This window comes from Lentzea alba (genome assembly GCF_011067745.1).
GTDB lineage: Bacteria > Actinomycetota > Actinomycetes > Mycobacteriales > Pseudonocardiaceae > Lentzea > Lentzea alba.
Window position 1 is genome coordinate 369,283 of the sequence record NZ_JAAMPJ010000006.1, and the last position, 24,848, is coordinate 394,130.

The window sequence follows — 24,848 nt, forward strand, 5'->3', positions numbered from 1 at the left end:
GATGTCGATCCGCGGGCCCTTTCTTCGACGCCTATGCATGAACAAGCGACTGTCTTTGTTGATCGCCGCAGCCTTGCTGGCGAGCCCGATCGGTGTGGCACAGGCGGCCGAGCCCGGCCTGGTGCGGACCGACTCCGGTCCGGTGCGCGGCACCGTTCTCGCTGATCACCAGCTCTACCAGGGAATTCCGTACGCGGCGCCGCCCGTGGGCGAGCTGCGCTGGCGTTCACCGCAACCCGTCACGCCGTGGACGACACCCCGTGACGCCACCAAGCCCGGCCCGGCCTGTGCTCAGGCGGACGGCGCCGGTTCGCCGAGCAGCACCGAGGACTGCCTGTACCTCAACGTCACCACGCCTTCGCGGCACGGGCGAAAGCCGGTCATGGTGTACGTGCACGGCGGCGGCAACAGCTATCTGTCCGGCGCCGGGTTCGGCACGAATCGCTTGGCCGTGCAGGGCGACGTGGTGGTCGTGACCATCAACTTCCGGTTGGGCTTCTTCGGTTTCTTCGGGCATCCGGACCTGCCGAACTCGGGCGCGTACGGCATCGAGGACCAGCAGGCGGCTCTCCGGTGGGTGCAGCGCAACGCCGCCGCGTTCGGCGGGGATCCGCGCAACGTCACCGTTTTCGGCGAGTCCGGCGGCGCGTTCGACGTGTGTGCGCACGTGACGTCACCGCTGTCGCGAGGGCTGTTCCACAAGGCCATCGCGCAGAGCGGTGGCTGCTCCACGACGTGGGGCGCCAACGGCGTGATCCACGACAAGCCGGCCGGCGCCCCCTGGATCACGAAGTCCGCGGCCGAGTCCGACGCGGTGGCGATCTCCGCGCAGCTCGGCTGTTCGGACATCGCGTGCCTGCGTGCGTTGCCTCCCACGGCTTTCACGGCCATCGACCGCGGCGCGACCCCGGTGGTGACCGGCAACCGGGTGCTGCCGGTGAACCCCGTCGACGCGCTGAGGTCCGGCCGCTTCAACCGCGTCCCGGTGATCTGGGGCAACACCCGTGACGAGGGCAGGCTCACGTCCGCGACCGTGCCGGAGCCGTTCGACTACCAGGGGCTGCTGGAGCAGGGGTTCGGTGCGGAGAAGGCCGCGAGGATCGCTGCCGAGTACCCGGTGAGCGCGTACGGGAACGCGAGGCTGGCGTACGGCGCTGTGCTGACTGACGGCGTGTGGGTGTGCAACCAGCTGGCCGATGATCGGCTGCTTTCCCGCTACACGCCGACGTACGGCTACGAGTTCGCCGACCGCACCGCGCCGATGGGGTGGTTCAAGAACCTCTTCTCCGAGGGTTTCCCGGCCGGCGCGCCGCACTCGTTCGAGCTCGCCTACTTCTTCGACATCCCGACCTTCGACCTCAACCCGGCCCAGCAGCGGCTCGCATCCACGATGATCCGCGACTGGACGACGTTCGCCCGCACCGGCAAGCCCGGCTGGCCGAGGTACTCGACGGGTGACGTCCAGGAGTACTCGCTCGGCCAGATCGGTCAGATCAACGGCCTGACCAGGCACAACTGCTCCTTCTGGAACTCGATCGGTTAATCGGGTTTGACTCTCCAGTCACTGGAGGGTTCAGAGTTGTCCCCGTGACGCGCTACCAGATCGGCGAGCTGGCCAGGATGACCGGCCTCACCGTCCGAACCATCCGGTTCTACTCCGACCAGGGCCTCATCCCGCCCACAGCGAGAACGGTCGGCGGTTACCGGACGTACGACGGTGAGGCGGTCGCCAAGCTCAAGCTCGTCCGCACCCTGCGAGATCTGGGTGTGGACCTGCCGACCGCCGGACGGGTACTCGCCCGCGAGGTGACGGTGACCGACGTGGCGCGTGCTCATGCGGATGCGATCGACGCGCAGATGAAGACGTTGCGGCTGCGCCGTGCCGTCTTGCGCGCCGTCGCCAAGGGAGGGGAGATGGAACTGATGAACGAGTTGGCACGGATGTCGGACGAGGAGCGTCAGCGCATCCTCGACGACTTCTTCGAGGAGGTGTTCGGGCCGTACGAGCTGGATCCCCAGTTCGAGCAGCACATGCGGTCCGTGCGGGTCGAGCTGCCGGACGACCCGACGACCGAGCAGCTGGAGGCGTGGGTCGAGCTCGCGAAGCTCGTGCAGGACCCGGACTTCCGCGCGGCGGTCAAGCGGATGTCCCAGCAGCACGAGGAACAGCGCCGCGGTGGCGCGGACATGAGCCCTCCTGGGGACAACCAGATGGAGGCGTTCAACTTCGCGATCGCTCAGGCCCGTGCGGCTCTCGACGCCGGCATCGCGCCGGGGGCCGCCGAGGCTCGCGAGGTCGTGGACCGCGTGAACGCCAACTGGGCCCAGGCGCTGAACCTGCCGAACGACGAACGGCTCGTCGAGCGGTTGCGCGAACTCTCCGACTTCGCGGACCCGCGTGCCGAGCGGTACTGGGTGCTGATCGCGAAGGTCAACGGCTGGCCCGCGATGCCGGACCACTCAGCTGAGCGCGCCTGGCTGCGCGAGGCCGGTCAGCCGTTCGGCTAGATCACTCCGAAGTGCACTGCGGGAACCAGCTGGGCGCCCAGCTCGTTCCTGTGGCAACGAAGGGGGATTGTCATGTCTGTTCTGTTCGAGATGCTCGGGGGCGTGCTCGCGGAGGCCTTCGGGCCCAGTGGTGAAGACAACTCGCGGGGCGACGGCGACGTCTTCCTGGACGGCGAATGGCAGGAGGGCGAGCTGTTCTTCGGTCCCACGAAGATCATCTGGGCCGAGCGCATCGTCTTCAGCGACGCAGAGGGCCGCGTGGAGCAGATCGTCGACCAGGACCCGCCGCACCCGAACTTCGTGGTGCTGCATTTCCGCCGCGCCACCGACGTGGTGCTGCTGGCCGTGCACCGCCGCGAGCTCAAGCGCGTGGGCGCTGTCCTGACGCTGCCGCTCTAGTCGGTTTTCTTGATCCTGCGGGCGATTCCGGCGAACCCGAGCACAGCACCGGCGAACGCGACGCTGAACCCGGCCCACACGCGCTGGATCGCCGCCTCGCCGCCGGTCTCCACGCTGCCCGTCACCAGGCCCAGAACCGCGATGAGCCAGCCGCCGTAGAACGCGACCGCGGCCAGCGCGATCGCCCACTTCGGCAAGGTCTCGCGCAGCAGCCGCAGCGCCGAAGACCCGTCGACGCTGAACCCGCCGCCGGTCTGCACCAGCAACATCACCAGCAGCGCCACCCCGGCCAGCACCAGCACGAGGTTGGCCTGCGCGGCCAACAGCGCGGCACCGGTCACCGCACCCGTCACGACGACGATCGCGTCGATCACGATGACCACGACGGCAGCCCACTGCAGCGGCAAGAGCTTCACCACCGGAGGATAAGTCCACCAGGACGTTTACCGTCCCATAACCGCAAAACGCGATGTTGTGACCGGCCCGCCGGCTCAGGGGTACGGCGGGCCATCACTTCAAACCATTCACGACGTTCCGCAGCTCGGCTTCCTTGCGGTACAACGTCGGCACCGCCTTGGTGACCTTCGCCAGCAACACCGTCTGATCGACCGGCGCCACCGCGTCCCACGTCAGCCCGCCGGGCTTGGCCAGCTGGTCCACCAGCCCGATCGCGGTCTTGGCCGTGTCCGCCGCCACCGTCAACTCGGTCTTGCTCGCCTTCAACGGCTGCGCCTCGACCACCGCCGCGGCCTCGGTGATCACCTTGACCTGCCCCGGCAACGTGCACGGCACCTCCGGCGAGTGCAAGCCCTTCAGCTGCTGGGCCGCCTCGGCGTTCGCCGTCTTGGCCTGGCTGAGAAAGCGCGTCCCGTTCACCGTGGGCACCGCCAGCCCGGCCGCGATCAGCTCGGCGTTGACCAGCTTCCCGTCCTGTGTGGACAGAGCGGCCAACTGTCCTTCCTTCACGACGGTGACCGCCGTTCCTTCCGGCAGCAACTCCCTGAGCCGCTTCGTGGACTCCTCGTGCAGACACTCGCCCGCAGCGGGCGCGGCAACGTTCACCAGCTTGATCAGGCCGACGCGACCACCCTCGCGCACCTCGACCGTCTCCGCGTCGACCACGCGCACGACCTGGCTCACCACCACCGGTTTCGGACGCTCCACGACCGTCACGACGTAGGCACTGCTCGCGGCACCGGCCAGGACCGCGGCAGCCATCACGAACACATTCGGGAGCATCACGATTCCCCCTCACGCCGATCTACTGGGCTGATCGGAGCAGCGGGACAGGGCGTTACTGCACGCGTTCGACGATTTACCGTCGGCTAACCAACGCGACCTAGGTTCACGTCCGTGCTGATCAAATTGGGAATCGTCACGACCGGCGTGGCCCTGCTCCTCGGGGGAACAGCGCAAGCAGCAGTACCGACCCCGCCGAGCTGCCCGAGCGCGGTGCAGATCGGCTCGACCGGTGTCATCAAGCGCGGCACCGAGCTGATGGCCACCATCACCCAGTTCGAAGGCTGCGGTGGCAAGTACGGCCACGTCCGCGTGGAGGGCGTGAACCTGTTCCGCGCGTCGATCCGCCTCGTCGGCGGAGGCTCGTTCACCCCGCCGACCCAGGGCGCACGGGGCCAGCGCGACGTGTGGACGTTCAGCAAGGCGCTGAACGACAAGTGCACGGCGGCCGAGGCCACCATGCAGATCGGCGAGGAAGCGCTGAAGGGGCGCAGCGGCTCGTCCTGCTGAACGAACGGGCCGGGGCACGAAGCCCCGGCCCGCCAGACGTCACTTGATCTGCATCCCCGAGATCATCCGCGACACCACGAGCCGCTGAATCTCCGAAGTGCCCTCGAAGATGGTGAAGATCTTGGCGTCCCGGTGCATCCGCTCCACCGGGTGCTCCCGCGTGTACCCGGCCCCACCGAGGATGTGGATCGCCCGCTCGGTCGCCCACACCGACACCTCGGACGCCTTGAGCTTGGACATCGAGCCCTCACCCGCGGTGAACGGCACGTTGTTGCGCCCCATCCACGCCGCGCGCCACACCAGCAGCCGCGACGCGTCGATCTCCATCCGCATGTTCGCGAGGTCGAACGCGATCGACTGGTTCTCGATGATCTTGCGGCCGAACGCCTCGCGGTCCTTCGCGTACTCCAGCGCGTAGTCGTACGCGGCACGAGCAACGCCCACGGCCATCGCGCCCACGGTCGGGCGGGTCGTCTCGAACGTCGCCATCGCGGCCTGGCCGCCGGCCTTCAGGCCCTCGCGTGCCCGAGCCAGTCGTGCCTCCAGGCGCTCGCGGCCGCCCAGCACGCAACGGCCGGGCACCCGCACGTCGTCCAGGAAGACGTCGGCGGTGTGGGAAGCGCGCATGCCGTGCTTCTTGATCTTTCCTGGCGACGACAGCCCCGGCGTTCCGGGCGGCACGATGAAGCCCGCCTGGCCGCGGGCACCCAGCGAAGAATCGACGACGGCGGTCACGACGTGCACGTTCGCGATGCCGCCGTTGGTGGCCCAGGCCTTCTGGCCGTTCAGCACCCACTCGTCGGTGGCCTCGTCGTACCGCGCGCGCGTCCGGTAGCCGGCGACGTCCGAGCCCGCCTGGGGTTCGGAGGCGCAGAACGCGGCGAGCTTCGGGTCCGACTCGTCGCCGAAGCACTCCGGCACCCACTCGGCCAGCTGCTCGGGCTCGCCGCCCGCGAAGATGCCGGCGACCGCGAGACCGGTGCCCATCAGCGAGAGAGCGATGCCCGCGTCACCCCAGAAGAGTTCCTCGGTCGCGATCGGCAGAGAAAGCCCGATCGGGTCCGCGAACCAGGTCGCGAGCGCTTCGAAGCCGTAGAGGCCGATCTTCGCGGCCTCCTGGATCACCGGCCACGGCGTCTCCTCGCGCTCGTCCCACTCGGAGGCCGCCGGCCTGATCACGTCGCGAGCGAAACCGTGCACCCAGTCGCGCAGGTCGGTCTGGTCTTCGTTCAGTTCGAGCGAGAAGCCACCCACTGCAAAACCTCTCCGTCAGGCCTTCGGGATGTTGAACAGGCTCATGAACCCGGCCGCGAACCCCAGGTCGCCCTTCACCTTCAGCTTGCCCGTCATGAACAGCACGGGGGCGGAGGCGTTGCCGGTCGCGAGCTTCAGGAAATCCGCCGGGGTGAGCGTCACGATGGCACGGGCCTCGCGGGTCACGCCCTTGTTGATGGTGCACGTCGCGTTCTCGATGATCGCCTCGTAGACGTCTTCGAGCACGTGGAAGTGCACGACGGCACGGGTGGCGCCCGCCCGGTCCGCGCGGAAGTGGACCTCCATGCGGCGGAACACCTCGTCGAGCACGCGCGAACGCAGCGCGGCATCGGACACGACGCCCTCTATCTGGTCCTTCGAGGCGCGCGAGATGATGCGGGCGAAGTTGGACGGGTCCATCTTCGAGAGGTCGAGGTCCGCGCCTCCGTCGGCGAGTTCGCCGAGCGCGTTCAGCAACGCCGCGAAGTCGTCCTTGCCCAGCTTCTTGGGGTCGATGCCGCGGGCGATGACGTCGATGTCGACGTCGGCCAGAGCGGGGTCGTCCGGCGAGATCTGCTGCAAAGTGCTGATCAGCTCAGTCGGACTGAGCTTCGCGATCGCCTCGGTGGTGAGGTCGAGCGTCATTGACACACCTCCTGATACCTACTCGTGAGTAAGACTACTGGCGAGTAGATTGGGCGGCAAGCCGATCGGATAATCTTGTTGCTCCGAACCGAGGGGTAATGATGCGCACAGAAGGTCGAGCCAAGCGCTTGCCACGCGCGGTGCGTGAGCGGCAGATCATGGACGCTGCCGTGGACGTCTTCTCGAGGCTCGGCTTCCACGCGGCGTCGATGGACGAGATCTCCGAGGTCGCCGGCATCTCCAAGCCGATGCTCTACGCCTACCTCGGCTCGAAGGAAGAGCTGTTCGCGACCTGCATCCGGCGTGAGGCCACCCGGATGATGGAGGCGATCGCGACCGGCGTCGAGCCCGACCAGGAACCCGACGTGCAGCTGTGGAGCGGGCTCAGAGCGTTCTTCGGGTTCGTCGGCGAGAACCGGACGAGCTGGATGGTGCTGCACCGGCAGGCGTCGACCCAGGGCGGGCCGTTCGCGGTCGAGCTCACGGACATGCGCAGCCGAGCGGTGTCGCTGGTCGCGGCGCTGCTCACCCAGTCCACGAAGGCACCCGCGACCAAGCTGGAGGCCGAGTCGCTGGCCGCCGCGCTGGTCGGGGCCGGCGAGTCGCTCGCGGAGTGGTGGCTCGACCACCCCGAGGAACCCGCCGGCGTCGTCGCGGCCCGTCTCATGAACCTCGTCTGGATGGGCTTCGGCGACCTCGTCGACGGCAACGTCTGGCATCCACCGTCACGCCGCTGACCCCAGCAGATGGGGCCCCTTGCCCCACACCGCGAACTCCCAGCCGTCCTTCTCGACGGCCGAGAACTCGACGCGACCGGGGATCAGCAGCGGCTTCTTGAACTTCACGTCCACGGTGACGGCCTCGGGCAGCCGGCCTTCCAGCGACGCGACGCAGCGCGCCTTCGTCCACATCCCGTGCGCGATCGCGCGCTTGAAGCCGAACAGCTTGGCGCTCAACGGGTACAGGTGGATCGGGTTGCGGTCACCGGACACCGCGCCGTAGCGCCGTCCGATGTCCGCGGGCACGCGCCACACCGCCGAACCGACCGGTCGTTCCAGCTCCTCGCCCGACGACGGCCCCGATCCGGTCCGCCGCAGGTAGGTCGACACGCCTTCCCAGACACCGGAAACCGACGTCACCACGTCGACCTGGGTGCCCTGCGGATGCGGCCGCAGATCGCGCGCGGTCACAGTGATCTCCAGCGGTTCGTCCAGGGTCAGCGGCCGCGACTGGGTGATCCGGTTCGCGATGTGCACCAGACCCGGCAACGGGAACGGGAACCCCGCGCCCGTCATCAGCTTCATCTGCGACGGAAAGCCCAGCACGTGCGGGTAGGTCAGCGGCAACGCGTCGCGCAACCCGAACCCGCACACCGAGCTGTAGGTCGTGAGATGCCTCAGTGAGACGTCGACAGTGGCCGAAACCGGCTGGGCCGCCAGGGTTTGCCCGCGCCGGAACGACGTCAGGGCGGCGCGCACCAACATCACGCCCCCAGCAGCATCTGGCCGCACACCCGCACGACGTTGCCGTTCACGCCACCGGAACCCGGCGACGCGAACCACGCCACCGTCTCCGCCACGTCGACCGGCAGACCGCCCTGCGACAGGCTGTTCATCCGGCGGCCGACCTCGCGCGTCGCGAACGGCACCGCCGCGGTCATCTTCGTCTCGATGAAACCGGGCGCCACGGCGTTGATCGTCGCGCCGCGCGCGGCCAGCACGGGCGCCAGCGAGCGAACCATCCCGATCACGCCCGCCTTCGAGGTGGCGTAGTTGGTCTGGCCGACGTTGCCCGCGATGCCGGCGATCGACGAGACCCCGACGATCCGTCCGCCGGAACGCAGCACGTCGCCGTTCAGCAGTGCGTCGTTGATCCGCTCCTGGCACGCGAGGTTGACCTCCAGCACGGAGTCCCACAGCGAGGAGTCCATGCGCGCCAACGTCTTGTCGCGCGTGATGCCCGCGTTGTGCACGACGACGTCCACGCCGCCGTGCCGTTCCAGCAGGTACGAGGTCAGCTTCGCCGGGTCGCCGGTGATGTCGAGCTGCAGCGCCGACCCGCCGATGGCGTTCGCGACCTTGGACAGGTCTTCCCCTGCCGCGGGCACGTCCAGGCACACCACGTGCGCGCCGTCGCGGGCGAGGGTGGAGGCGATCGCCTCGCCGATGCCCCGGGAGGCACCCGTGACCAGCGCGACCTTGCCCTCCATCGTGCCGGTGGCAGCGTTGTCGGAAACGTGGATCACCTGGCCGGACACGTACGCCGACCGTCCGGACAGCAGGAACCGCAGGGTCGACTCGACCCCGTCCTCGGCGCCGTCCGCCACGTAGAGAAGGTTCGCCGTGCCGCCGTGCCGCAGCTCCTTGCCGACCGACCGCACGAAGCCTTCGAGCGCCCGTTGCGCCACGGAGTCCGGCGACCGCCCGATGACGATCACCCGTCCGCACGGCCCGAGCTGCGTGATCACCGGGTGGAAGAAGTCGTGCAGCTGCCGCAGTTCGCTCACCGTCGTTATCTCGGACGCGTCGAACACCAACGCGCCGTAGGGAGCGGATCCTGTTTCGAGCTGCTTGAGAAAGGGCAGCCGGGAAGCGCCGCCGGTCAGCACGGGTGTGGCCAGCGCGGCGTCGCGCCGGAGCGGATGCGGGTTCGGCAGGCCGAGCCTGCGGACGAGCTGGCGACCCAGCCCCGACGTTGCGAACTTCTGGTACCTGTCCACGTCACACAACCTACTCGCTAGTAAGTCTACCCGCTAGTAGGTAGTATGTCGGCATGCGAGTAGCGATCATCGGCGGCAACCGCATTCCGTTCGCCCGCTCGAACGGCCCGTACGCCACCGCCTCGAACCAGGACATGTTCACCGCGGTGCTGGACGGGCTGGTCAGCCGCTTCGGCCTGCAGGGCGAACGCCTCGGCGAGGTCGTCGCCGGCGCCGTGCTCAAGCACTCGCGCGACTTCAACCTCGTCCGCGAGTCCGTCCTCGGCAGCAAGCTCAGCCCGGACACGCCCGCGTACGACCTGCAGCAGGCGTGCGGCACCGGGCTGCAGGCGATCATCGCCGTGGCCAACAAGGTCGCGCTCGGCCAGATCGAGGCGGGCATCGCGGGCGGCGTCGACACCACGAGCGACGCCCCGATCGGCGTGAACGAGAACTTCCGCAAGCTCCTGCTGGAGTTCAACCGCACCCGCAAGGTCAGCCTGCTGACGAAGCTCCGCCCGAGCCACGTCGTGCCGCACCTGCCCCGCAACGGCGAACCGCGCACCGGTATGTCGATGGGCGAGCACGCGGCCATCACCGCGGCCAAGTACGGCGTCACGCGCGAGGACCAGGACGAGCTCACGGCCCGCAGCCACCAGAACCTCGCCCGCGCCTACGACGAGGGCTTCTTCGACGACCTGGTCACGCCCTACCTCGGCCTGACCCGCGACCAGAACCTCCGCCCGGACAGCAGCGTCGAGAAGCTCGCCAAGCTGAAGCCGGTCTTCGGCGACACCATGACCGCCGGCAACTCGACCCCGCTGTCCGACGGTGCCTCCGCGGTCCTGCTGGCCACCGAGGAGTGGGCGCGTGCGCGCAAACTCCCGGTGCTGGCCTACCTGACGTTCGCCGAGACCGCCGCCGTCGACTACGTGCACGGCGAAGAGGGCCTGCTGATGGCCCCGGTGCACGCCGCGCCGCGCATGCTCGACAAGGCGGGCCTCAAGCTGCAGGAGTTCGACTTCTACGAGGTGCACGAGGCGTTCGCGTCCCAGGTGCTCGCCACGTTGAAGGCCTGGGAGACCGACCTCGGCGAGATCGACCGGACCAAGCTGAACGTCAACGGCTCGTCGCTCGCGGCCGGCCACCCGTTCGCCGCCACCGGTGCCCGAATCGTGGCGACCTTGGCGAAGTTGCTGCACCAGAAGGGAAGCGGGCGCGGGTTCGTGTCGATCTGCGCGGCGGGCGGTCAGGGAATCACGGCGATCCTGGAGCGATGAGTTTCGCGAACTCCTGAAGTCAACCCATCCGAACCCGATCAGGACAAGGATGGCGATCATGACGCTGCAGGAAGTGCTGGACGCTCACCGCGAGGCCGTGCCCACCGCGGTCGCGCTCATCGCCCGAGGCGACGACGTCGAGTTCGCGGCGATCGGCGAGGACACCCGCGAGTCGGTCTTCCCGATCGCCTCGGTCACCAAGCCGATCGTCGCCACGGCGGCAGTGCTCCTGGTGCGGGACGGCAAGATCGGTCTCGACGACCCGATCGCGGACTGGTTGCCCGAACTGGCGAACCCGGTGGTCGTCCGCACGCCGGCCAGCGAGATCGACGACGTCGTCCCCGCGGCCAGGCCCATCACCGTCCGGCACCTGCTGGCGTCCCGTTCCGGCTGGGGCTTCACCGCGGACTTCTCGTTGCCCGCCACCAGGAAGCTCTTCGACGAGGCGCACCTGCACGGCCGCCCGGATCTCCCGGCCCCGGAGGAATGGCTCAAGCACCTCGCCCAGGTGCCGCTGCTGCACCAGCCCGGCGACGGCTGGACCTACAACACGTCCTACGACGTCCTCGGCGTGCTGCTGCACCGCGCCACGGGCTCGCTCCCGGACTTCCTGACCGAACACCTCTGCGCACCGGCCGGCATGACGAACACCGCCTTCATCAGCGACGTTCTTCCGTCCGGCGCCGGCGGCCTCAACTCCACTGTGGACGATCTGCTGGCGTTCAACCGCTACCTGTTGTCCAGTGATCTGGTTTCGCGACTCGCGGTCGACACCACGTCGGCCGAGGAGCGCGAGGCCGGGCAGCTCTTCCTCGAAGGCCAGGGCTGGGGCTTCGGCGGCAGCGTCGACATCGCCGAGATCGACCCGTGGAACGTCCGCGGCCGCTACGGCTGGGTCGGCGGTTCGGGCACCACCTCGCACGTCGTGCCGTCGCAGGACATGGTCGCCGTTCTGCTCACCCGCACCGCCATGACCGGTCCCACCCCGACCGAGATCATGCGCGACTTCTGGCGGTACGCCGCGAGCGAAGCTATGTAAATTGAACGGTCAATCATGCACACTTCCAGCACCGCGACGTGGCGGTGCTGGGGGTGGGACTGATGAACGTTGATCCCGAGAAAGACCCGGTGCTGGCTCGCGCCCTCGTCGGCACCCTGCGCGACGAGTGGCGGCCGGCCGCCGACGCGATGGCGTCCGCGAAGGAGTGGGAACGCCGCACGTACATCGTCCTGACCCTGGCCGCGGCGGCCGCGCGACGGGACGTGTGGCTGACCAAGTGGCGCGAAGCCAGGCCCGACGACTGCGACGCGGCTGCCGTGCAGGCGGCCGTGGTGGCACTCCAGGCGAGCTAGACGAACAATTTCACGGCTCGTCAGGAATTGACCTGGAAGCGATTTTGTTGACCAATGGTCAACGCGACTTCTAGCAGGTCAGGGCGTATACGGGTAGTGGCCGCCGAGGAGATTGGTGGATCTCCTACGCTTTTGTCCGTGACTGCCGAGAGTGGCGAAAAAGAATCGCGGAACCAGGACGGCGTGCGGGTGCGCGCATCGTTCCGCGGTCTGCCTTCCGTGTCGGCGGAGCAGGAGGCGGAGACCCCCGAGGAACCACCGCGAAGACCGATCTGGAGACGGGTGGAGGTGCTCGTCGCGACGGCCGGCGTGCTCGCACTGGCCGCCGTCACGCTCGTCTTGTACGACGTGGTCGGCGTGCCGGCAGCGCCCTCTGCCGGACCGAGCAGTTCGGTGACGACGGTGCCCACGACGGCGGAGACCAGCTCCTCAGGCCCGTCCGCGACCTCGGCCACCAGCGGTCCGCAGCCCACCTCGACGACAGGCCCACGCCCGTCGACCAGTCAGCCGCCGGTGACCACGACGACGCAAACTTCCGACGGCCCCAAACCGCCGGCCGAGGATCCTGGGCGCTACGAAGGTGTCCAGGAGCAGCGAGTCGTCAAGCTCGTTCCGCAGACCGGCGGCAACTGGGTCGACATCGAATACTGGCGGCAGGACCCGGCTCAACCCGGCGAGGTGCAGATGGACGCCAAGGGCGTCCACACCGCGGTCGGCGCCGCGCTCGCCGTCATTGCGGACACCCCGCTGGCCAACCGCGACCGCTGCTCGAAGGTGACGACGTGGCGGCTCCGGGTGGACTTCAGCGAGCTACATGTGGGTAGCCAGCTGTGTGGACGCAGCAGCGTGGGCCGGTACGCGTCGTTGGAGGTGCAGGTGCTGCCTAGCTCTCCGTCCAGCGGCGGCCGGTTCTTCTTCTACGGCATCACCTGGAACTAATCGAGCAACGACCACGCGGCTGTGCACGACGCGGACACGGTGATCTGCTGCGCCTTCAGGTTCAGCTGGTCGACCATCCCCGCCGGACCGGCCATCTCGAACGACGCCGCGCCGCTCATCATCCGAGGTGAATAGTGCGCACCGCCCTCGGTGTCGCCGATCCGCAGCAACGGCCCGAGCCGCCGCCCCAGCGCCGACGCGTAGCCCTCGGCGCGTCGCAACGCGTCCGCCACGGCCTCCCGCTGCGCCTCGCGGATGGCCTCGGTGTCGTCGACGAGCGTCCACGACGGCCCGTTGATCCACGACGGCTCGGCCTGCACCAGTTCCGCGAGCAGCCCGTCGAGCTTGTCGAGGTCGGACACCCAGATCACGTACTGCTGCTGAGCGCGGCTGCCGACGCGCTGGTTGTTGTCCCAGTTGTCGTGCACCGACAGCTGCCGCGACCGCACCTCGAAGTTCTCGAGCAACGGTTCGACGGCGGAAATGCGCTGGTTGAGCGTGCTCACCGCCTCGGAGCGTTCGGCGCCGAGCGCCTCGAACGTCACGTCCACCTGGGCGCGGTCGGCGGTTCGCTCGACCTCACCGGTCCCCTTCGTCACGACTTCAGCCACGTGGCTCAGCCAACCGGTGCTCCGGTTCATCCGCAACTATTGCGCTCTATTGCTCAATCACTAGAAAGCTGAATACGCGGGCATCTGGAGCCACTTCGAGGTTCGTCTGCGCGTCTCTAGGACCGGCTCTAGAAACGCGGATACGGTGCGAGGCATGGACCCGGTGCGCAATCCGTTCGCCCCCGGTGCAGGCCAGAGGCCTCCTGAGCTCGCCGGCCGGGACAAGGAGGTCGCCGCCTTCGAGGTGGTGCTCGAACGCGTGGCCCGCGGCCGTCCCGAACGCAGCCTCGTGCTGACCGGACTGCGCGGCGTCGGCAAGACGGTGTTGCTCGGCGAGCTGCGGTCCATGGCGGTCAAACGCGGCTGGGGTGCGGGCAAGGTCGAGGCGCGGCCCGACGCTGACCTGCGACGACCGCTTTCGGCAGCGTTGCACCGGGCGATCAGGGACCTCGCCGTCCGGCACCGCGCGCCGGACCGGGTCGAGGCCATCCTCGGCATACTCAAAGCCTTCGCGCTCAGGGCCGCTCCGGACGGCGCCAAGCTGCGCGACCGCTGGCAGCCCGGCATCGACGTGCCGGCGGCGAGCGGGCGCGCGGACTCCGGTGACATCGAGATCGACCTGGTCGAGCTGTTCACGGACGTCGCCGAGCTCGCGCAGGACGTCGGCACGGGCGTCGCGCTGCTCATCGACGAGATGCAGGACCTCAAGCCGGACGACATCAGCGCGTTGTGCGCGGCGTGCCACGAGCTTTCGCAGCTCGGCGCGCCGCTCGTGGTCGTCGGTGCCGGCCTGCCGCACCTGCCCGCCGTGCTCAGCGCGAGCAAGTCGTACTCGGAACGGCTCTTCCGGTACGTCCGCATCGACCGGCTCAGCCGCGAGGACGCCGACCGCGCGGTGCTCGCTCCGGTCGAACGGGAGGACGCGGGCATCACCGACGAGGCGCTCGACGCGTTGTTCGACGCGTCCGGGGGCTACCCGTACTTCATCCAGGCCTACGGCAAGGCCGCCTGGGACGCCGCGCCGGCCGATCCGATCAGCGCGCTGGACGTGTCCGTGGCCGCTCCGGAGGCTGACGCGGAGCTCGCCGTCGGCTTCTTCGGCTCCCGATACGAGCGTGCGACGCCCGCTGAACGCGAGTATCTCCGGTCGATGGCCGAGTTGACCGACGGAAAGGATGCGGGCGTCAACACCGCCCAGGTGGCCGACCACCTGGGTCGCAAGCCCTCGTCGCTGTCGCCCGCGCGGGACTCGCTCATCAAGAAAGGCCTGGTCTACAGCGCGGAACGGGGTCAGATCGCCTTCACCGTGCCGCACTTCGGCAGGTTCCTGCTCGGTCGCGAGGAGTGACGCGGGGCACCGGTCGTTGTCCGGTCGTTCACGTTGTCGGCCGGTGATTCATCGGCCTGTGCCCCAACTCACCGGATAATCGCGTGCGTTCGCGGGTAGGAAGGTGCATACTTAAGTCACCAACCAAACAGACCTCACAGAGGGAAGTGCAGACCGAGATGAACTTCGCAGCGAAGCTCCGCGCCCGTCGTGCCCAGGCGCGTAACCGGAAGGCCGTGGCTCGCGCGATCGACATGGCGACCACCCCGTCCATGCGTCACGAGCTGATGGCCATCGCCCAGGCTCAGGTCACCACCCTGCGCTGACTTCTGACCCGGCACTCGCACGGCGCCCCGTCGCGAGTGCCTCCCCAAACGGAAACCCCTGGAGCACCTCCCGCGCTCCAGGGGTTTCATTCTGTTAAACGTGATCCGCGCCACAGTATGATGGCGTTGTAACAGCGCACGTCGGTCCGCCGATGTCACTGTTGACCTCGCGGTGCTGTCGGACCCCCGACCTGGCAGCACCGCGAGGTTTCTTGTTTGCTGGGGAACATGAAGATCGCCGTGCTCGGCACCGGCCTCATGGGTGCCCCCATCGCAGCCAATCTCGCCGCAGCCGGACACGAGGTCCGGGTCTGGAACCGCACGCGCGCCAAAGCCGAACCGCTCGCCGCTCGGGGCGCGGTCGTCGCCGACACGCCCGCACTCGCCGTCGAGGGTGTGGACGTCGTCATGACGGTCCTCAACGACGGCCTCGCGGTCACCTCGGCCATGCAGGCGGCCGCCGACGCGTTGCCGCACGACGCGGTCTGGATCCAGGTGTCCACGGTCGGTGTCGACGCGATCGACGACCACATCGCGCTGGCCCGCTCGCTCGGCCTGGAGTTCGTCGACGCCCCGGTGCTGGGCAGCGTGCAGCCGGCGACCGAGGGCAAGCTCGTCGTGCTCGCCTCCGGTTCGGAAGAACTGCGCGATCGCGTGCAGCCGGTGTTCGACGTGATCGGCGCGCGCACCATGTGGGTCGGCGAGGCCGGTGCGTCGTCACGGCTGAAGCTCGTCGCGAACAGCTACGTGCTGGCCCTGACCGCCGCGGTGGGCGAGGCCGTGGCGCTGGCCGAGTCGTCCGGGCTCGACCCGAAGCTGTTCCTGGAAGCCGTTTCCGGCGGTGCGATGGACAGCCCGTACCTGCAGATGAAGGGCAACGCGATCATCGCGCGGGAGTTCCCGCCCGCGTTCACCGTGCAGAACGCCCTGAAGGACGCGCTGCTGGTCAACGAGGCCGCGGTGCACGCCAATGTTCACCTCGACGTGGCGCAGGCGTCGAGCGCACGGCTGAACCGCGCCGTCACCAAGGGGCACGGCGACGAAGACATGGCCGCGTCTTATTACGCCAGCTACAAATAAGCCCGACGATCGGCCGGTCCGGCAGGGCGTGCGGGCTCAATAGCTTGGCTGAGTGAACAGACTCGTACGCTCCCTGCTGGCGTTCGGCCTGGCATCCTCGCAGGTTCTGGCTGTCGCCTCGGTCGTCTCCGCCGCCCCCGACATCAAGGACCGGATCGCCGCGCTGCCCGGTGTCCGGATCATCAGCGAAACAACGTCCGGCACCGCGCGGACGTTCGTGCTCGGCATCCAGCAACCGGCGGACCACCGCAAGCCGCGCGGTACCCGGTTCGAGCAGCGGTTCTCGTTGCTGCACAAGGACGATTCCAAGCCGATGGTGCTGCACACCACCGGCTACAACCTGCCGGGCACGATCAGCGCGTCCGAACCGGCGCGGCTCGTCGACGGCAACCAGCTCAGCGTGGAGCAGCGGTTCTTCAAGCCGTCGCGTCCGGCGCCGGCCGACTGGGACGACCTGAACATCTGGCAGGCCGCGAACGACCACCACCGGATCGTGCTGGCGTTCAAGAAGATCTACCACTCTCGCTGGCTTTCCACCGGCGCCAGCAAGGGCGGCATGACGTCGATCTACCACCGCCGTTTCTTCCCGCGTGACGTCGACGCGACCATCGCGTACGTCGCACCGAACGACGTCGTGAACGACCGCGACGTCTACGGCGAATTCATCCGCAACGTCGGCAACGACCCGACGTGCAACCGGCGGCTGGAGGGCGTGCAGCGGCAGATCCTGCAGCACCGCGACGAGATCGTCACGCGCCTGGAAGCCAAGGGCTACACGTACAAGCAGTTCGGCAACGCGCACCGGGCGCTGGAGGTCCTGGTGCTCGACACGCCGTTCACGTTCTGGCAGTACGGCACCCAGGAGCAGTGCGCACTGGTTCCCGGTGCGGGTGCTTCCGTGGACGACCTGTGGACGTTCATGGACAAGACCGTCGGCTGGGACTTCTACACCGACGCGGGCGTCGCGCCCTACGCGCCGTACTACTACCAAGCCGGCACGCAGCTCGGCTGGCCCGAAGCCGACGAGTCGGCCGTGCGCGACCTGCTGCGCTACCCCGGCGTTTCGGTGCCGCGCACGATGGTGTCGCCGGAGATCTCGTTCCCGCGCTTCAACCGGTTCGCGATGCGTGACATCGACTCGTGGGTGCGCTACCAGGGCTCGCGGCTGCTGTTCGTCAACGGCCAGAACGACCCGTGGAGCGCCGAGCCGTTCCGCCTCGGCCCAGGCACGCGCGACTCGCTGTCGTTCTCGGTGCCCGGCGGCAACCACGGCTCCAACATCGCGAAGCTGCCGGAGAAGGAGCGCCTGGCCGCAACCGCCGCCGTGCAGCGCTGGGCCGGTGTCTCCGGTTCGGTCGCGTCTCTCGCGGTCGGCGACGACCCCGACTCCCTGGACGCACTGCGAGCACGCCGGGGCTGAGGCACCCTGGGTTCGTGAAGCCGTTGCTCGTGGTCGATGCAGCCAACGTCGTCGGATCGGTGCCCGACGGCTGGTGGCACGACAGAGCGGCAGCGGCCGAACGTCTCCGCGACGCTTTGCAGGGCCGCGACGAAGAGGTCGTCCTCGTCGTGGAAGGCAAGGCGCGCAACGTCTCCAGCATCCCCGAAGTCCGCGTGGTCTCCGCGGCCGGCGACGGCGACGACACCATCGTCGAGGTGGTCCGCGCCGAGGGCCCCGGACGTCGCGTGGTCGTGGTGACCGCCGACCGGGAACTGCGCCGGCGGGTGACGGCGCTCGGTGCCGAGGTGACAGGCCCCACCTCGGTGCCGCGCCGTTAGCCCCTCAGATCCCGAAGAGCCTTTCGAGCACCTGCGCCACCCCGTCCTCGGTGTTCGGCGGCGCGTGGTTGTTGCACGCTTGTTTGACCAACGGATGCGCGTTGCCCATCGCGTACGCCGTGCCGGCCCACCCGAGCACCGACAGGTCGTTCGGCATGTCACCGAACGCGATCACCTCGTGCTTGCCGATTCCCCTGGCGTTGCAGAGGGATTCGAGCGTCGCCGCCTTCGTGACACCAGGCGGGCTGATGTCCAGAAGACCGATCCCGCCGGAGTGGGTGACCGTGACGTGTTGTCCGACCGCCGCTCTGGCGACCTCCATCATGTGGTCGGCCTCGCTGTCCGGCGCCCACGCGAGTATCTGCACCACCTGCTGCGCCTCCTCGACGACGTGATCGAGCAGCTCGAGCGTCCTGTGTGGAAACTTCTGGCCGAAGCCCAGGAAACCGGGCTCCGACAGGACTTCCAGCCCCGTCTCGACGGCGATGCCGACGTTCGGGATCACGCCCGCCAGCGCGTCCGCCACCTTCCGCACGACATCGAGCGGCACCGTCTGCGCGTGCGTGACCTCTCGGCTCGTCAGGTCGTAGATCATCGCGCCGTTCGCGCAGATCGCCGTGCCGGTCAGCGCCAGGTCCTGCACGAACCGCGGCGGCCGCGCGGTGACGACCACGACGTCCGCATCGACGGCGTCGAGCGTGGCGCGGGTGCGGTCGCTCAGCACTCCGCCCGGTTGCAGCAACGTGCCGTCGAGGTCGGTCGCGATCAGTCTGATCATCGGCCGATTATCGGGCAGGACCCTTCGTGGGCACGAAGGAGTAATCTGTTCGGTCACAAATCAACGAAGAGAGCGGGACCGCAAGGAGAGATGAGCAGGAACGGCAGAAAGCGCAATCGGTCGAGAGATCGACGGGCGTCACGTGAACAGAACGAGTCGGCGGGTGTCCAGCGGAACAGAGGCACCACCATGATCGCGCTGGTGTCCGCCGTCACCGCGGTTGTCGCCACGCTCGTCGGGTACTGGAACCTCCAGGTCTCGGACCGGCAGGCCGACCTGACCGAGCAAGGTCAACATCAGGACAGGTTCGATCGAGCCGTGGAGAGGCTGGGCAACCAGACGGCTCTGGAAGTCCGACTTGGTGCGATCATGTCCTTCGATCGTCTGGTGAACGACTCTCCCGGGTTCCGGGAATCGGTGGTGGGCATGCTCGCCGGTTTTGTCCGAGAGCAGGCACCCGCGAAGGCCTGTGACACCCCAGGCACGGTCAAGCCGGACATCCAGGCAGCGTTGGACTCGATCGGCAAGCACTATCGGTCGCCCGGCAAGGATTCTCCAGGCTATGCGTTGAACCTGCGCTCGACCTGTCTCCAGGGGGCGAACCTGTCAGGTCACACCTTCGACAGGGCTGACCTCGGAGGATCGAACCTCAGCGGAGCCCTGCTGAACGGCACTCGGTTCGCGGGCGCCTATCTGATGCGGACGAACTTCAGCCGCTCGTTCCTGATGCGAGCCGACTTCACTTGCGCTTCGATCGTGCTGGCGAACTTCTCGGAGTCCACGCTCGTCGCCACCGACATGACAGGTGCCGAGTTGATGGCGCCCAACTTTCAGAACACGACGTTGTGGCAGGTGAATCTCAGCTTCGCCACCATGACCGATGTCGTGTTGACGCCTGAGCAGGAAGACGGGGTCAGCCGGGCGACGACAACGAAGATCTTCTGCGCGCCGCCGGACAACTACGCGCAGGCGCCCGCTTGGTGATCCGCCGCCCCGCTCTCTCAGGCAGGATCGTCTTATGACCCATCGAGTTGACGACATGCCGTTGCCGGTTTGGTTCCCGGAGTCCGGTTCCGGCCCCGGCATCGTGCTGATCCAGGAGATCTTCGGCCTGGACGGGTACCTGCAGGGCATCGCCGAGAAGCTCGCCGCGCTCGGCTACGTCGTGGCCGTCCCGGAGCTCTTCCACCGCTTCCAGCCCGGCTGGGTCGGCACGCACGACGAGGCCGGCATCCAGAAGTCGATGGAGGTCGTCGGGAACCTCGACTTCCCGCTCGCCGTGCAGGACGTCGTCGCGTCGGTGCAGTACCTGCGCGGCCTGCCCGAGGTGACGGGTGGCGTCGGCGTGCTCGGCTTCTGCCTCGGCGGCACCCTGGCGTACGCGGCGGCCGCGGCCTCCGACCCGGACACGGCCGTGTCGTTCTACGGCTCGGGCGTGCCGGACCAGATCGGCACGCTGGACCAGGTGTCCTGCCCGATTCTGTTCCACTTCGGCACCGAGGACTCGTTCATCACCGGGTACCAGAAGGTCGTGGACGCGGTGCAGGACCGGCCCAACGCCGAGATCCACCTGGAGCCCGCGGGCCACGCGTTCCTCAACCACCTCGCTCCCTGGTACGACGAGGACGCCGCTGACCGCGCGTGGGACCTCACCGCGCAGTTCCTCGCTCGTACGCTGCCGGCCTAGGCGATGCAGGGCACCGCGAGCTGCTGCGAGAAGAACTTCTCCAGCGGCTTGCGGTGCAGGCGGTGTTCGACGGCGATCAGCTCGTTGCGCCGGTAGTGGCTGATCTGGGTGCGCGTGACCACGAAGCCGTGGCGTTCGGTCGTGGGCATCTCGTCGTAGAGCAGCGCGTGCTGGCCTTGCGGGACAACGACGTCCGCCAGGCCGTCCGGGATCTCGGTGGCACGCATGGCGACGGTCGCGGCCAGCGAGTCCGGGCGGTTGCGCAGTTTGCGGTGCGGCCACGGCACGCCGTGGTGCTGGGCCTCCAGCGTTCGGTGCAGGGCTCGCGCCGAGTGCCTGATCGCTTTGATCGAGTCACCGGTCACGACGTGCGCGTGCGGCACGTCGAGTGCGGTGTCCCTGCGGAAGCCCGCGCACACGATCACCTTGTCGTACCGCAGCTCGCCGGTGCCGTCGATCGTCGCGACGAACTCGTTGCCGTCCTTGACGATCCGCTGCACGGTCCGCCCGACCGTGTGCGTGACCCGCGCCGTCGCCGAGATGTTGTCCGCCGTCTCGAACGCGCTGCGCCCGCGCCCGATGATCAGCACCCGCTTGCCCGCGTACTCGGTCGGGTCGGTGTTGGCGCTGGCGTACGTCTCGGCGTGCTCGATGCCCGGAATGCTTGGCACGTGGGCCTTCTTGCCGGTCGCGATGATCACGTGCCGCGCCCGGTGCTGCGCCAGGTCGGTGACAGGCGTGTTGTAGCGGATGTTCAAGGGCGCCGCGAAGTCCTCCAAATAGCGCACCAGGTCGTCCGCGTTGGGGAAGGACCGCTTGCTGTAGCGGGAAAACGGCGCTCCCTCGAACAACGAGTTGTCGTCCGTCGAAAGCACCCGATGTCGAGGGAAGACCCGGAAGAAGCTCGCCGGCTCCGGCCCCGCCTCGACGATCAGGTAGTCGCGGCCCGCCCGGTGCAGGAACCGCCCCATCTGCAGGCCCGCCGGACCCGCACCGATCACCAGGTACTCCACCATCACGCACCTCCCGGCGTCCTCTACGCCAAACACGGCGCAAAGGTTCAAACCGGCGGTTACCGTCCATCATCGTGGATTCCGGCCTGCTGTGGTCAGTCAAAAGGCACATCAGTCTCGTTGTGCTGATCGGTGTAACGGTTTTCGCCCTGGCGGCCGCACTTCTGTGGGCCGCACTGGGCTTTCCGACCGCGTCGGCCGCGAGGCTCGACATCATCAAGGTCGCCCTGACCGTCGTCGCGGGCGTCGGCGGTGTCGTCGCCCTGGTCGTCGCCTACCGCAAGCAACGCGTCAGCGAGTCCGCCGAGACCCGCGAGCGGATCAAACTGCTCAACGAACGCTTCGGCGCCGCCTGCAACCAGATCGGCAACGAGGCCCCGACCGTCCGCCTGGCAGGCGTCTACGCCCTCGCCGCACTGGCCGACGAGTGGCCGGAACAACGCCAGGTCTGCATCGACGTGCTCTGCTCCTACCTGCGCATCGCGTACGAGCCGGCCCTGGACTCGGAGTGGTACCACGACGCCGAGTCCGAGGTGCGCCTGGCGATCACCAGCCTGATCGCCCGCCACCTCCGCGACGGCGCCCCGGTCAGCTGGCAGGGCCACGACTTCGACCTGGTGCGCGCGGTGCTGAGAGCCGCCGACTTCTCCGGCATCCGCATGTCGTCCGGCACGTTCTTCCTCAGCCTGGCGCGCTTTCCCGGCGGCTGGATCTCGTTCGACGACATGAAAGTCTGTGGCGGCGAGGTGTGGTTCGGCGGCGCGACCTTCGAAGGGGCGCGGGTGACGTTCGACAGGGCCGAGTTCGCCGCCGGTCGCGTGCGGTTCGAGGGCGCGGAGTTCAACGGCGGCGAGGTGTCGTTCCGAGGGGCTCGGTTCACCGGCGGTGAGGTCGATCTGTCGGAGGCGGAGATCACCGTGATGCCGGTGTTCGACGAGGGCGACAAGCCGGGGCTCAAGCTGCCGTCCACATGATGGACGCCGGAACACGAAACTGTCCCACCGTGTTGGATACGGTCGTGACGACTGTGCAGCGCCGTGCCCGTGTCCGTGCCCCTGAGCTGGTAGGACGCGGCTGGCTCAACACCGGCGGAGAACAGGTCAGCCTCAAGGACCTGCGCGGCAAGATCGTGCTCCTCGACTTCTGGACCTTCTGCTGCATCAACTGCCTGCACGTCCTCGACGAGCTGCGCCCCCTCGAGAAGGAGTTCGAGGACGTCCTCGTCACGATCGGCGTGCACTCGCCGAAGTTCGTGCACGAGGCCGACGCCGAGGCGCTCAAGGCGGCCGTCGAGCGCTACGAGGTGCATCACCCGGTCCTCGACGACCCGGAGCTCACCACCTGGCAGCACTACGCCGTGAAGGCATGGCCGACGCTGACCCTGGTCGACCCCGAGGGTTACGTCGTGCACGTCGCCGCCGGTGAAGGTCACGTCGAGGCCCTGCGGACCATCATCGGCGAGCTGATCGAGGAGCACGACGCCAAGGGCACGCTGCACCGCGGCTCCGGCCCGTACAAGGCTCCCGAACCGGCGAACACCACGCTCAGGTTCCCCGCCAAGGCGATCGTCACGCCGAGCGGCACGATCCTGGTCAGCGACTCCGCCCACCACAGCATCGTTGAGCTCGAAGCGGACGGCGAGACCGTCATCCGTCGCATCGGCACCGGCGAACGAGGCAGGGAAGACGGCCTCACGCCCACCTTCTCGGAGCCCGCAGGTCTCGCAGAAGTACCCAACACCCACGGCTACGACGTCGTCATCGCGGACACCGTCAACCACCTGCTCCGCGGCCTCAACCTGGAAACCGGTGAGGTCACGACGCTCGCGGGCACCGGTGAGCAGTGGCGCGACGGCGAGACCGACGGGCCGGCCGACAAGATCGACCTGACCAGCCCGTGGGACGTCGCGTGGTGGAACGGTGGCGTGGCCATCGCCATGGCCGGCAACCACACGCTGGGCTTCTTCGACCCCGCGACGAACACGGTCAGCAGGCTCGCGGGCACCACGGTCGAAGGCATCAACGACGGTCCGGCGGAAGGCGCTTTCTTCGCGCAGACGTCCGGGCTCGCCGCGGACGGCGACCGGTTGTGGATGGTCGACTCCGAGACCAGCGCGCTCAGGTACCTCGAGAACGGTGAGGTCCGCACCGTCATCGGCAAGGGATTGTTCGCGTTCGGACACAAGGACGGCGACGCGGAGGAGGCGCTCCTGCAGCACCCGCTCGGCGTGACCGTCCTGAATGACCACTCGCTGGCCATTTCGGACACCTACAACAACGCGATCAGGCGGTTCGACCCCGAGACGAACACGCTGACCACCATCGCGACGGACATCGCCGAACCGTCCGACGCCCTCGTCGTCCACAACGAACTGGTCGTCGTGGCCAGCGCGGCCCACCGGCTCGAACGGTTCTCCGCGGCCGCCACGAAGATCGACGGCGTGGAGCACGCGGTCAAGCGGCCGTCCACCGACATCGCGCCCGGAGCGCTGGAGCTGGCGGTCGTCTTCACGCCGCCGACCGGGACCAAACTGGACGAAAGGTACGGACCGTCCACTCGGTTGGAGATCACCAGCTCGCCGCCCGAGCTGATTCTCGAGGGCGCGGGGGTCGGCACCGAACTGGTACGGGCGTTGCGGATCAACGATCAGGTCACGAACGGCGTTTTGCATGTCGTAGCGCAGGCCGCCAGTTGCAGTGACGATCCTTCCGACGAACACCCGGTCTGTCGCCTGACCAGGCAGGACTGGGGGGTGCCAGTTCAAGTTGTTGCCGATGCACCTACCCGTCTGCCCCTGCTGATGGGCGGCATGGACGAGGCTGGTCCAGCGGCCACGTAGACTCTGCTGGTGCCTGATGTCAAGCTCGAGATCCAGATGCTGTACGACCGTGTCATGGTGCGCATCTCGCCGGAGGACGGCGAGCGGCGATCCAGCGGTGGCATCGTGATCCCCGCGACGGCCCAGATGGCGAAGCGGTTGGCGTGGGGCGATGTGTTCGGGGTCGGTACCAGCGTGCGGCACGTGAAGGTGGGCGACCGGGTTCTGTTCAACCCGGAAGATCAGCTTGAGGTCGAGGTGCACGGCACCACGTATCTCGTGATGAGGGAACGCGACCTGCACGCTGTGGCCAGCGAGCTCACCGAGCACGGTACTGGTCTGTACCTATGAGCCGCCGGTTCGTGATCTGCGCCTGATAGCTACACACACATATGCCGCCTCGCGAGAGACAGGGCAATGGGGAGAGCTGTGCCGTACGACGCTGACAAGACGAGAGCGATGCCGCCGGTCAACCCCGGAGGCACCGCCTCCGAGCAAACGGCGAAGATCGGCCCGGTCACCACCGGCGCGGCCACCGACGCGTGGCCTTCGGAGGAACCGGACAACGAGGCGACCGTCACCGCGGCCGTGCCGGGTGTCGGTT

28 protein-coding genes are annotated in these 24,848 nt (G+C 68.2%); 19 read left to right on the forward strand and 9 right to left on the reverse strand.

All coding sequences use genetic code 11. The annotated features are described in order from the left end of the window. The first annotated feature begins 37 nt into the window (after positions 1-37). The 3 genes from G7043_RS23830 (at position 38) to G7043_RS23840 (ending at position 2,907) form a co-directional block, all read left to right on the forward strand. Positions 38-1,543 carry a carboxylesterase/lipase family protein gene (locus tag G7043_RS23830; RefSeq protein ID WP_166048921.1) on the forward strand — a complete coding sequence of 502 codons (1,506 nt, stop codon included), beginning with the start codon at positions 38-40 and terminating at the stop codon, positions 1,541-1,543. 44 nt (positions 1,544-1,587) lie between these two features. Next, positions 1,588-2,508 carry a helix-turn-helix domain-containing protein gene (locus G7043_RS23835; RefSeq protein ID WP_166048923.1) on the forward strand — a complete coding sequence of 307 codons (921 nt, stop codon included), beginning with the start codon at positions 1,588-1,590 and terminating at the stop codon, positions 2,506-2,508. A gap of 72 nt (positions 2,509-2,580) precedes the next feature. After that, positions 2,581-2,907 carry a hypothetical protein gene (locus G7043_RS23840; protein WP_166048925.1) on the forward strand — a complete coding sequence of 109 codons (327 nt, stop codon included), beginning with the start codon at positions 2,581-2,583 and terminating at the stop codon, positions 2,905-2,907. Here G7043_RS23840 and G7043_RS23845 read toward each other — a convergent pair. Next, positions 2,904-3,323, reverse strand: a complete 420-nt coding sequence (locus G7043_RS23845; RefSeq protein WP_166048927.1) for a hypothetical protein — start codon at positions 3,321-3,323, stop codon at positions 2,904-2,906. The two genes, G7043_RS23840 and G7043_RS23845, sit on opposite strands and share 4 nt — an antisense overlap. Before the next feature lie 94 nt (positions 3,324-3,417). Then, positions 3,418-4,149 (reverse strand): thermonuclease family protein, encoded by a 732-nt coding sequence (locus tag G7043_RS23850; protein WP_207311585.1) that lies wholly within the window; start codon positions 4,147-4,149, stop codon positions 3,418-3,420. 111 nt (positions 4,150-4,260) lie between these two features. Here G7043_RS23850 and G7043_RS23855 point away from each other — a divergent pair, with 111 nt between their 5' ends. Continuing rightward, positions 4,261-4,656: a hypothetical protein gene (locus tag G7043_RS23855; RefSeq protein ID WP_166048931.1), complete on the forward strand. Its 396-nt coding sequence runs from the start codon at positions 4,261-4,263 to the stop codon at positions 4,654-4,656. A 39-nt stretch (positions 4,657-4,695) separates the two neighbouring features. On the opposite strand, the gene G7043_RS23860 is transcribed toward G7043_RS23855, so the two are convergent. Both G7043_RS23860 and G7043_RS23865 read right to left on the reverse strand, forming a co-directional pair. After that, positions 4,696-5,910, reverse strand: coding sequence for an acyl-CoA dehydrogenase family protein (locus G7043_RS23860; RefSeq protein WP_166048933.1), 1,215 nt, complete (start codon positions 5,908-5,910; stop codon positions 4,696-4,698). 15 nt (positions 5,911-5,925) lie between these two features. Then, positions 5,926-6,555 carry an SCP2 sterol-binding domain-containing protein gene (locus G7043_RS23865; RefSeq protein ID WP_166048935.1) on the reverse strand — a complete coding sequence of 210 codons (630 nt, stop codon included), beginning with the start codon at positions 6,553-6,555 and terminating at the stop codon, positions 5,926-5,928. 98 nt (positions 6,556-6,653) lie between these two features. Here G7043_RS23865 and G7043_RS23870 point away from each other — a divergent pair, with 98 nt between their 5' ends. Continuing rightward, entirely contained in the window at positions 6,654-7,292 is a 639-nt protein-coding gene (locus G7043_RS23870; protein ID WP_166048937.1) for a TetR/AcrR family transcriptional regulator, read from the forward strand. Here G7043_RS23870 and G7043_RS23875 read toward each other — a convergent pair. Both G7043_RS23875 and G7043_RS23880 read right to left on the reverse strand, forming a co-directional pair. Continuing rightward, positions 7,281-8,039, reverse strand: a complete 759-nt coding sequence (locus G7043_RS23875) for a MaoC family dehydratase (RefSeq protein WP_166049392.1) — start codon at positions 8,037-8,039, stop codon at positions 7,281-7,283. The two genes, G7043_RS23870 and G7043_RS23875, sit on opposite strands and share 12 nt — an antisense overlap. After that, the gene (locus tag G7043_RS23880; protein WP_166048939.1) at positions 8,039-9,274 is read right to left on the reverse strand and encodes a 3-oxoacyl-ACP reductase; all 1,236 of its coding nucleotides are present in this window, start codon (positions 9,272-9,274) and stop codon (positions 8,039-8,041) included. Before G7043_RS23880 ends, G7043_RS23875 begins: the two co-directional genes overlap by 1 nt. 53 nt (positions 9,275-9,327) lie before the next feature. Between G7043_RS23880 and G7043_RS23885 the strand changes: the two genes are divergently transcribed. The 4 genes from G7043_RS23885 (at position 9,328) to G7043_RS23900 (ending at position 12,825) form a co-directional block, all read left to right on the forward strand. Beyond that, positions 9,328-10,533, forward strand: coding sequence for an acetyl-CoA C-acetyltransferase (locus tag G7043_RS23885; RefSeq protein ID WP_166048941.1), 1,206 nt, complete (start codon positions 9,328-9,330; stop codon positions 10,531-10,533). 58 nt (positions 10,534-10,591) lie between these two features. After that, complete coding sequence (locus G7043_RS23890; protein ID WP_166048943.1) at positions 10,592-11,572, forward strand: serine hydrolase domain-containing protein; 981 nt, start codon at positions 10,592-10,594, stop codon at positions 11,570-11,572. A gap of 62 nt (positions 11,573-11,634) precedes the next feature. Beyond that, complete coding sequence (locus G7043_RS23895) at positions 11,635-11,886, forward strand: hypothetical protein (RefSeq protein WP_166048945.1); 252 nt, start codon at positions 11,635-11,637, stop codon at positions 11,884-11,886. Between the two features lie 138 nt (positions 11,887-12,024). Further along, a complete protein-coding gene (locus tag G7043_RS23900; protein ID WP_166048947.1) occupies positions 12,025-12,825 on the forward strand; it encodes a hypothetical protein in 801 nt (266 codons plus the stop codon). Here G7043_RS23900 and G7043_RS23905 read toward each other — a convergent pair. Further along, positions 12,822-13,436, reverse strand: coding sequence for an SIMPL domain-containing protein (locus G7043_RS23905; RefSeq protein WP_166048957.1), 615 nt, complete (start codon positions 13,434-13,436; stop codon positions 12,822-12,824). The genes G7043_RS23900 and G7043_RS23905 overlap by 4 nt on opposite strands. Before the next feature lie 154 nt (positions 13,437-13,590). On the opposite strand from G7043_RS23905, the gene G7043_RS23910 reads away from it, so the two are divergent. From G7043_RS23910 to G7043_RS23930, 5 genes are all read left to right on the forward strand, one after another. Then, the gene (locus G7043_RS23910; RefSeq protein WP_086661392.1) at positions 13,591-14,784 is read left to right on the forward strand and encodes an ATP-binding protein; all 1,194 of its coding nucleotides are present in this window, start codon (positions 13,591-13,593) and stop codon (positions 14,782-14,784) included. 158 nt (positions 14,785-14,942) lie between these two features. Next, entirely contained in the window at positions 14,943-15,089 is a 147-nt protein-coding gene (locus tag G7043_RS23915; protein ID WP_166048959.1) for a hypothetical protein, read from the forward strand. A gap of 228 nt (positions 15,090-15,317) precedes the next feature. Beyond that, positions 15,318-16,169, forward strand: a complete 852-nt coding sequence (locus G7043_RS23920; protein ID WP_207311589.1) for an NAD(P)-dependent oxidoreductase — start codon at positions 15,318-15,320, stop codon at positions 16,167-16,169. Between the two features lie 52 nt (positions 16,170-16,221). Further along, positions 16,222-17,589 carry a S28 family serine protease gene (locus G7043_RS23925; RefSeq protein ID WP_166048963.1) on the forward strand — a complete coding sequence of 456 codons (1,368 nt, stop codon included), beginning with the start codon at positions 16,222-16,224 and terminating at the stop codon, positions 17,587-17,589. A 14-nt stretch (positions 17,590-17,603) separates the two neighbouring features. Further along, a complete protein-coding gene (locus G7043_RS23930) occupies positions 17,604-17,948 on the forward strand; it encodes an NYN domain-containing protein (protein WP_166048965.1) in 345 nt (114 codons plus the stop codon). 4 nt (positions 17,949-17,952) lie between these two features. Here G7043_RS23930 and G7043_RS23935 read toward each other — a convergent pair whose 3' ends face one another. Next, positions 17,953-18,726, reverse strand: coding sequence for an HAD hydrolase family protein (locus G7043_RS23935; RefSeq protein ID WP_207311590.1), 774 nt, complete (start codon positions 18,724-18,726; stop codon positions 17,953-17,955). A gap of 189 nt (positions 18,727-18,915) precedes the next feature. Between G7043_RS23935 and G7043_RS23940 the strand changes: the two genes are divergently transcribed. Both G7043_RS23940 and G7043_RS23945 read left to right on the forward strand, forming a co-directional pair. Further along, entirely contained in the window at positions 18,916-19,710 is a 795-nt protein-coding gene (locus G7043_RS23940) for a pentapeptide repeat-containing protein (protein ID WP_166048967.1), read from the forward strand. A gap of 34 nt (positions 19,711-19,744) precedes the next feature. Next, positions 19,745-20,413 (forward strand): dienelactone hydrolase family protein, encoded by a 669-nt coding sequence (locus G7043_RS23945; RefSeq protein WP_166048968.1) that lies wholly within the window; start codon positions 19,745-19,747, stop codon positions 20,411-20,413. Here the strand turns inward: G7043_RS23945 and G7043_RS23950 are convergent. Beyond that, complete coding sequence (locus G7043_RS23950) at positions 20,410-21,429, reverse strand: NAD(P)-binding domain-containing protein (RefSeq protein ID WP_166048970.1); 1,020 nt, start codon at positions 21,427-21,429, stop codon at positions 20,410-20,412. The genes G7043_RS23945 and G7043_RS23950 overlap by 4 nt on opposite strands. A 119-nt stretch (positions 21,430-21,548) precedes the next feature. Between G7043_RS23950 and G7043_RS23955 the strand changes: the two genes are divergently transcribed. From G7043_RS23955 to G7043_RS23965, 3 genes are read left to right on the forward strand one after another with little or no spacing between them, the layout of a single operon-like run. Next, entirely contained in the window at positions 21,549-22,400 is an 852-nt protein-coding gene (locus G7043_RS23955; protein ID WP_166048971.1) for a pentapeptide repeat-containing protein, read from the forward strand. Continuing rightward, positions 22,400-24,265: an NHL domain-containing thioredoxin family protein gene (locus G7043_RS23960; RefSeq protein WP_166049396.1), complete on the forward strand. Its 1,866-nt coding sequence runs from the start codon at positions 22,400-22,402 to the stop codon at positions 24,263-24,265. Before G7043_RS23955 ends, G7043_RS23960 begins: the two co-directional genes overlap by 1 nt. A 36-nt stretch (positions 24,266-24,301) precedes the next feature. Next, complete coding sequence (locus tag G7043_RS23965; protein WP_166049398.1) at positions 24,302-24,595, forward strand: GroES family chaperonin; 294 nt, start codon at positions 24,302-24,304, stop codon at positions 24,593-24,595. Positions 24,596-24,848 lie beyond the last annotated feature (253 nt).

Excerpts from the sequence above, each read along its gene's own strand:
- G7043_RS23920 (WP_207311589.1), top strand. The coding sequence starts at position 15,318 with ATGAAGATCGCCGTGCTCGGCACCGGCCTCATGGGTGCCCCCATCGCA.
- G7043_RS23940 (WP_166048967.1), top strand. The coding sequence starts at position 18,916 with ATGATCGCGCTGGTGTCCGCCGTCACCGCGGTTGTCGCCACGCTCGTC.
- G7043_RS23965 (WP_166049398.1), top strand. The coding sequence starts at position 24,302 with ATGCTGTACGACCGTGTCATGGTGCGCATCTCGCCGGAGGACGGCGAG.
- G7043_RS23885 (WP_166048941.1), top strand. The coding sequence starts at position 9,328 with ATGCGAGTAGCGATCATCGGCGGCAACCGCATTCCGTTCGCCCGCTCG.
- G7043_RS23830 (WP_166048921.1), top strand. The coding sequence starts at position 38 with ATGAACAAGCGACTGTCTTTGTTGATCGCCGCAGCCTTGCTGGCGAGC.
- G7043_RS23945 (WP_166048968.1), top strand. The coding sequence starts at position 19,745 with ATGACCCATCGAGTTGACGACATGCCGTTGCCGGTTTGGTTCCCGGAG.
- G7043_RS23960 (WP_166049396.1), top strand. The coding sequence starts at position 22,400 with ATGGACGCCGGAACACGAAACTGTCCCACCGTGTTGGATACGGTCGTG.
- G7043_RS23875 (WP_166049392.1), bottom strand. The coding sequence starts at position 8,039 with ATGTTGGTGCGCGCCGCCCTGACGTCGTTCCGGCGCGGGCAAACCCTG.
- G7043_RS23915 (WP_166048959.1), top strand. The coding sequence starts at position 14,943 with ATGAACTTCGCAGCGAAGCTCCGCGCCCGTCGTGCCCAGGCGCGTAAC.
- G7043_RS23935 (WP_207311590.1), bottom strand. The coding sequence starts at position 18,726 with ATGATCAGACTGATCGCGACCGACCTCGACGGCACGTTGCTGCAACCG.
- G7043_RS23870 (WP_166048937.1), top strand. The coding sequence starts at position 6,654 with ATGATGCGCACAGAAGGTCGAGCCAAGCGCTTGCCACGCGCGGTGCGT.
- G7043_RS23950 (WP_166048970.1), bottom strand. The coding sequence starts at position 21,429 with ATGGTGGAGTACCTGGTGATCGGTGCGGGTCCGGCGGGCCTGCAGATG.
- G7043_RS23895 (WP_166048945.1), top strand. The coding sequence starts at position 11,635 with ATGAACGTTGATCCCGAGAAAGACCCGGTGCTGGCTCGCGCCCTCGTC.
- G7043_RS23890 (WP_166048943.1), top strand. The coding sequence starts at position 10,592 with ATGACGCTGCAGGAAGTGCTGGACGCTCACCGCGAGGCCGTGCCCACC.
- G7043_RS23910 (WP_086661392.1), top strand. The coding sequence starts at position 13,591 with ATGGACCCGGTGCGCAATCCGTTCGCCCCCGGTGCAGGCCAGAGGCCT.
- G7043_RS23865 (WP_166048935.1), bottom strand. The coding sequence starts at position 6,555 with ATGACGCTCGACCTCACCACCGAGGCGATCGCGAAGCTCAGTCCGACT.
- G7043_RS23840 (WP_166048925.1), top strand. The coding sequence starts at position 2,581 with ATGTCTGTTCTGTTCGAGATGCTCGGGGGCGTGCTCGCGGAGGCCTTC.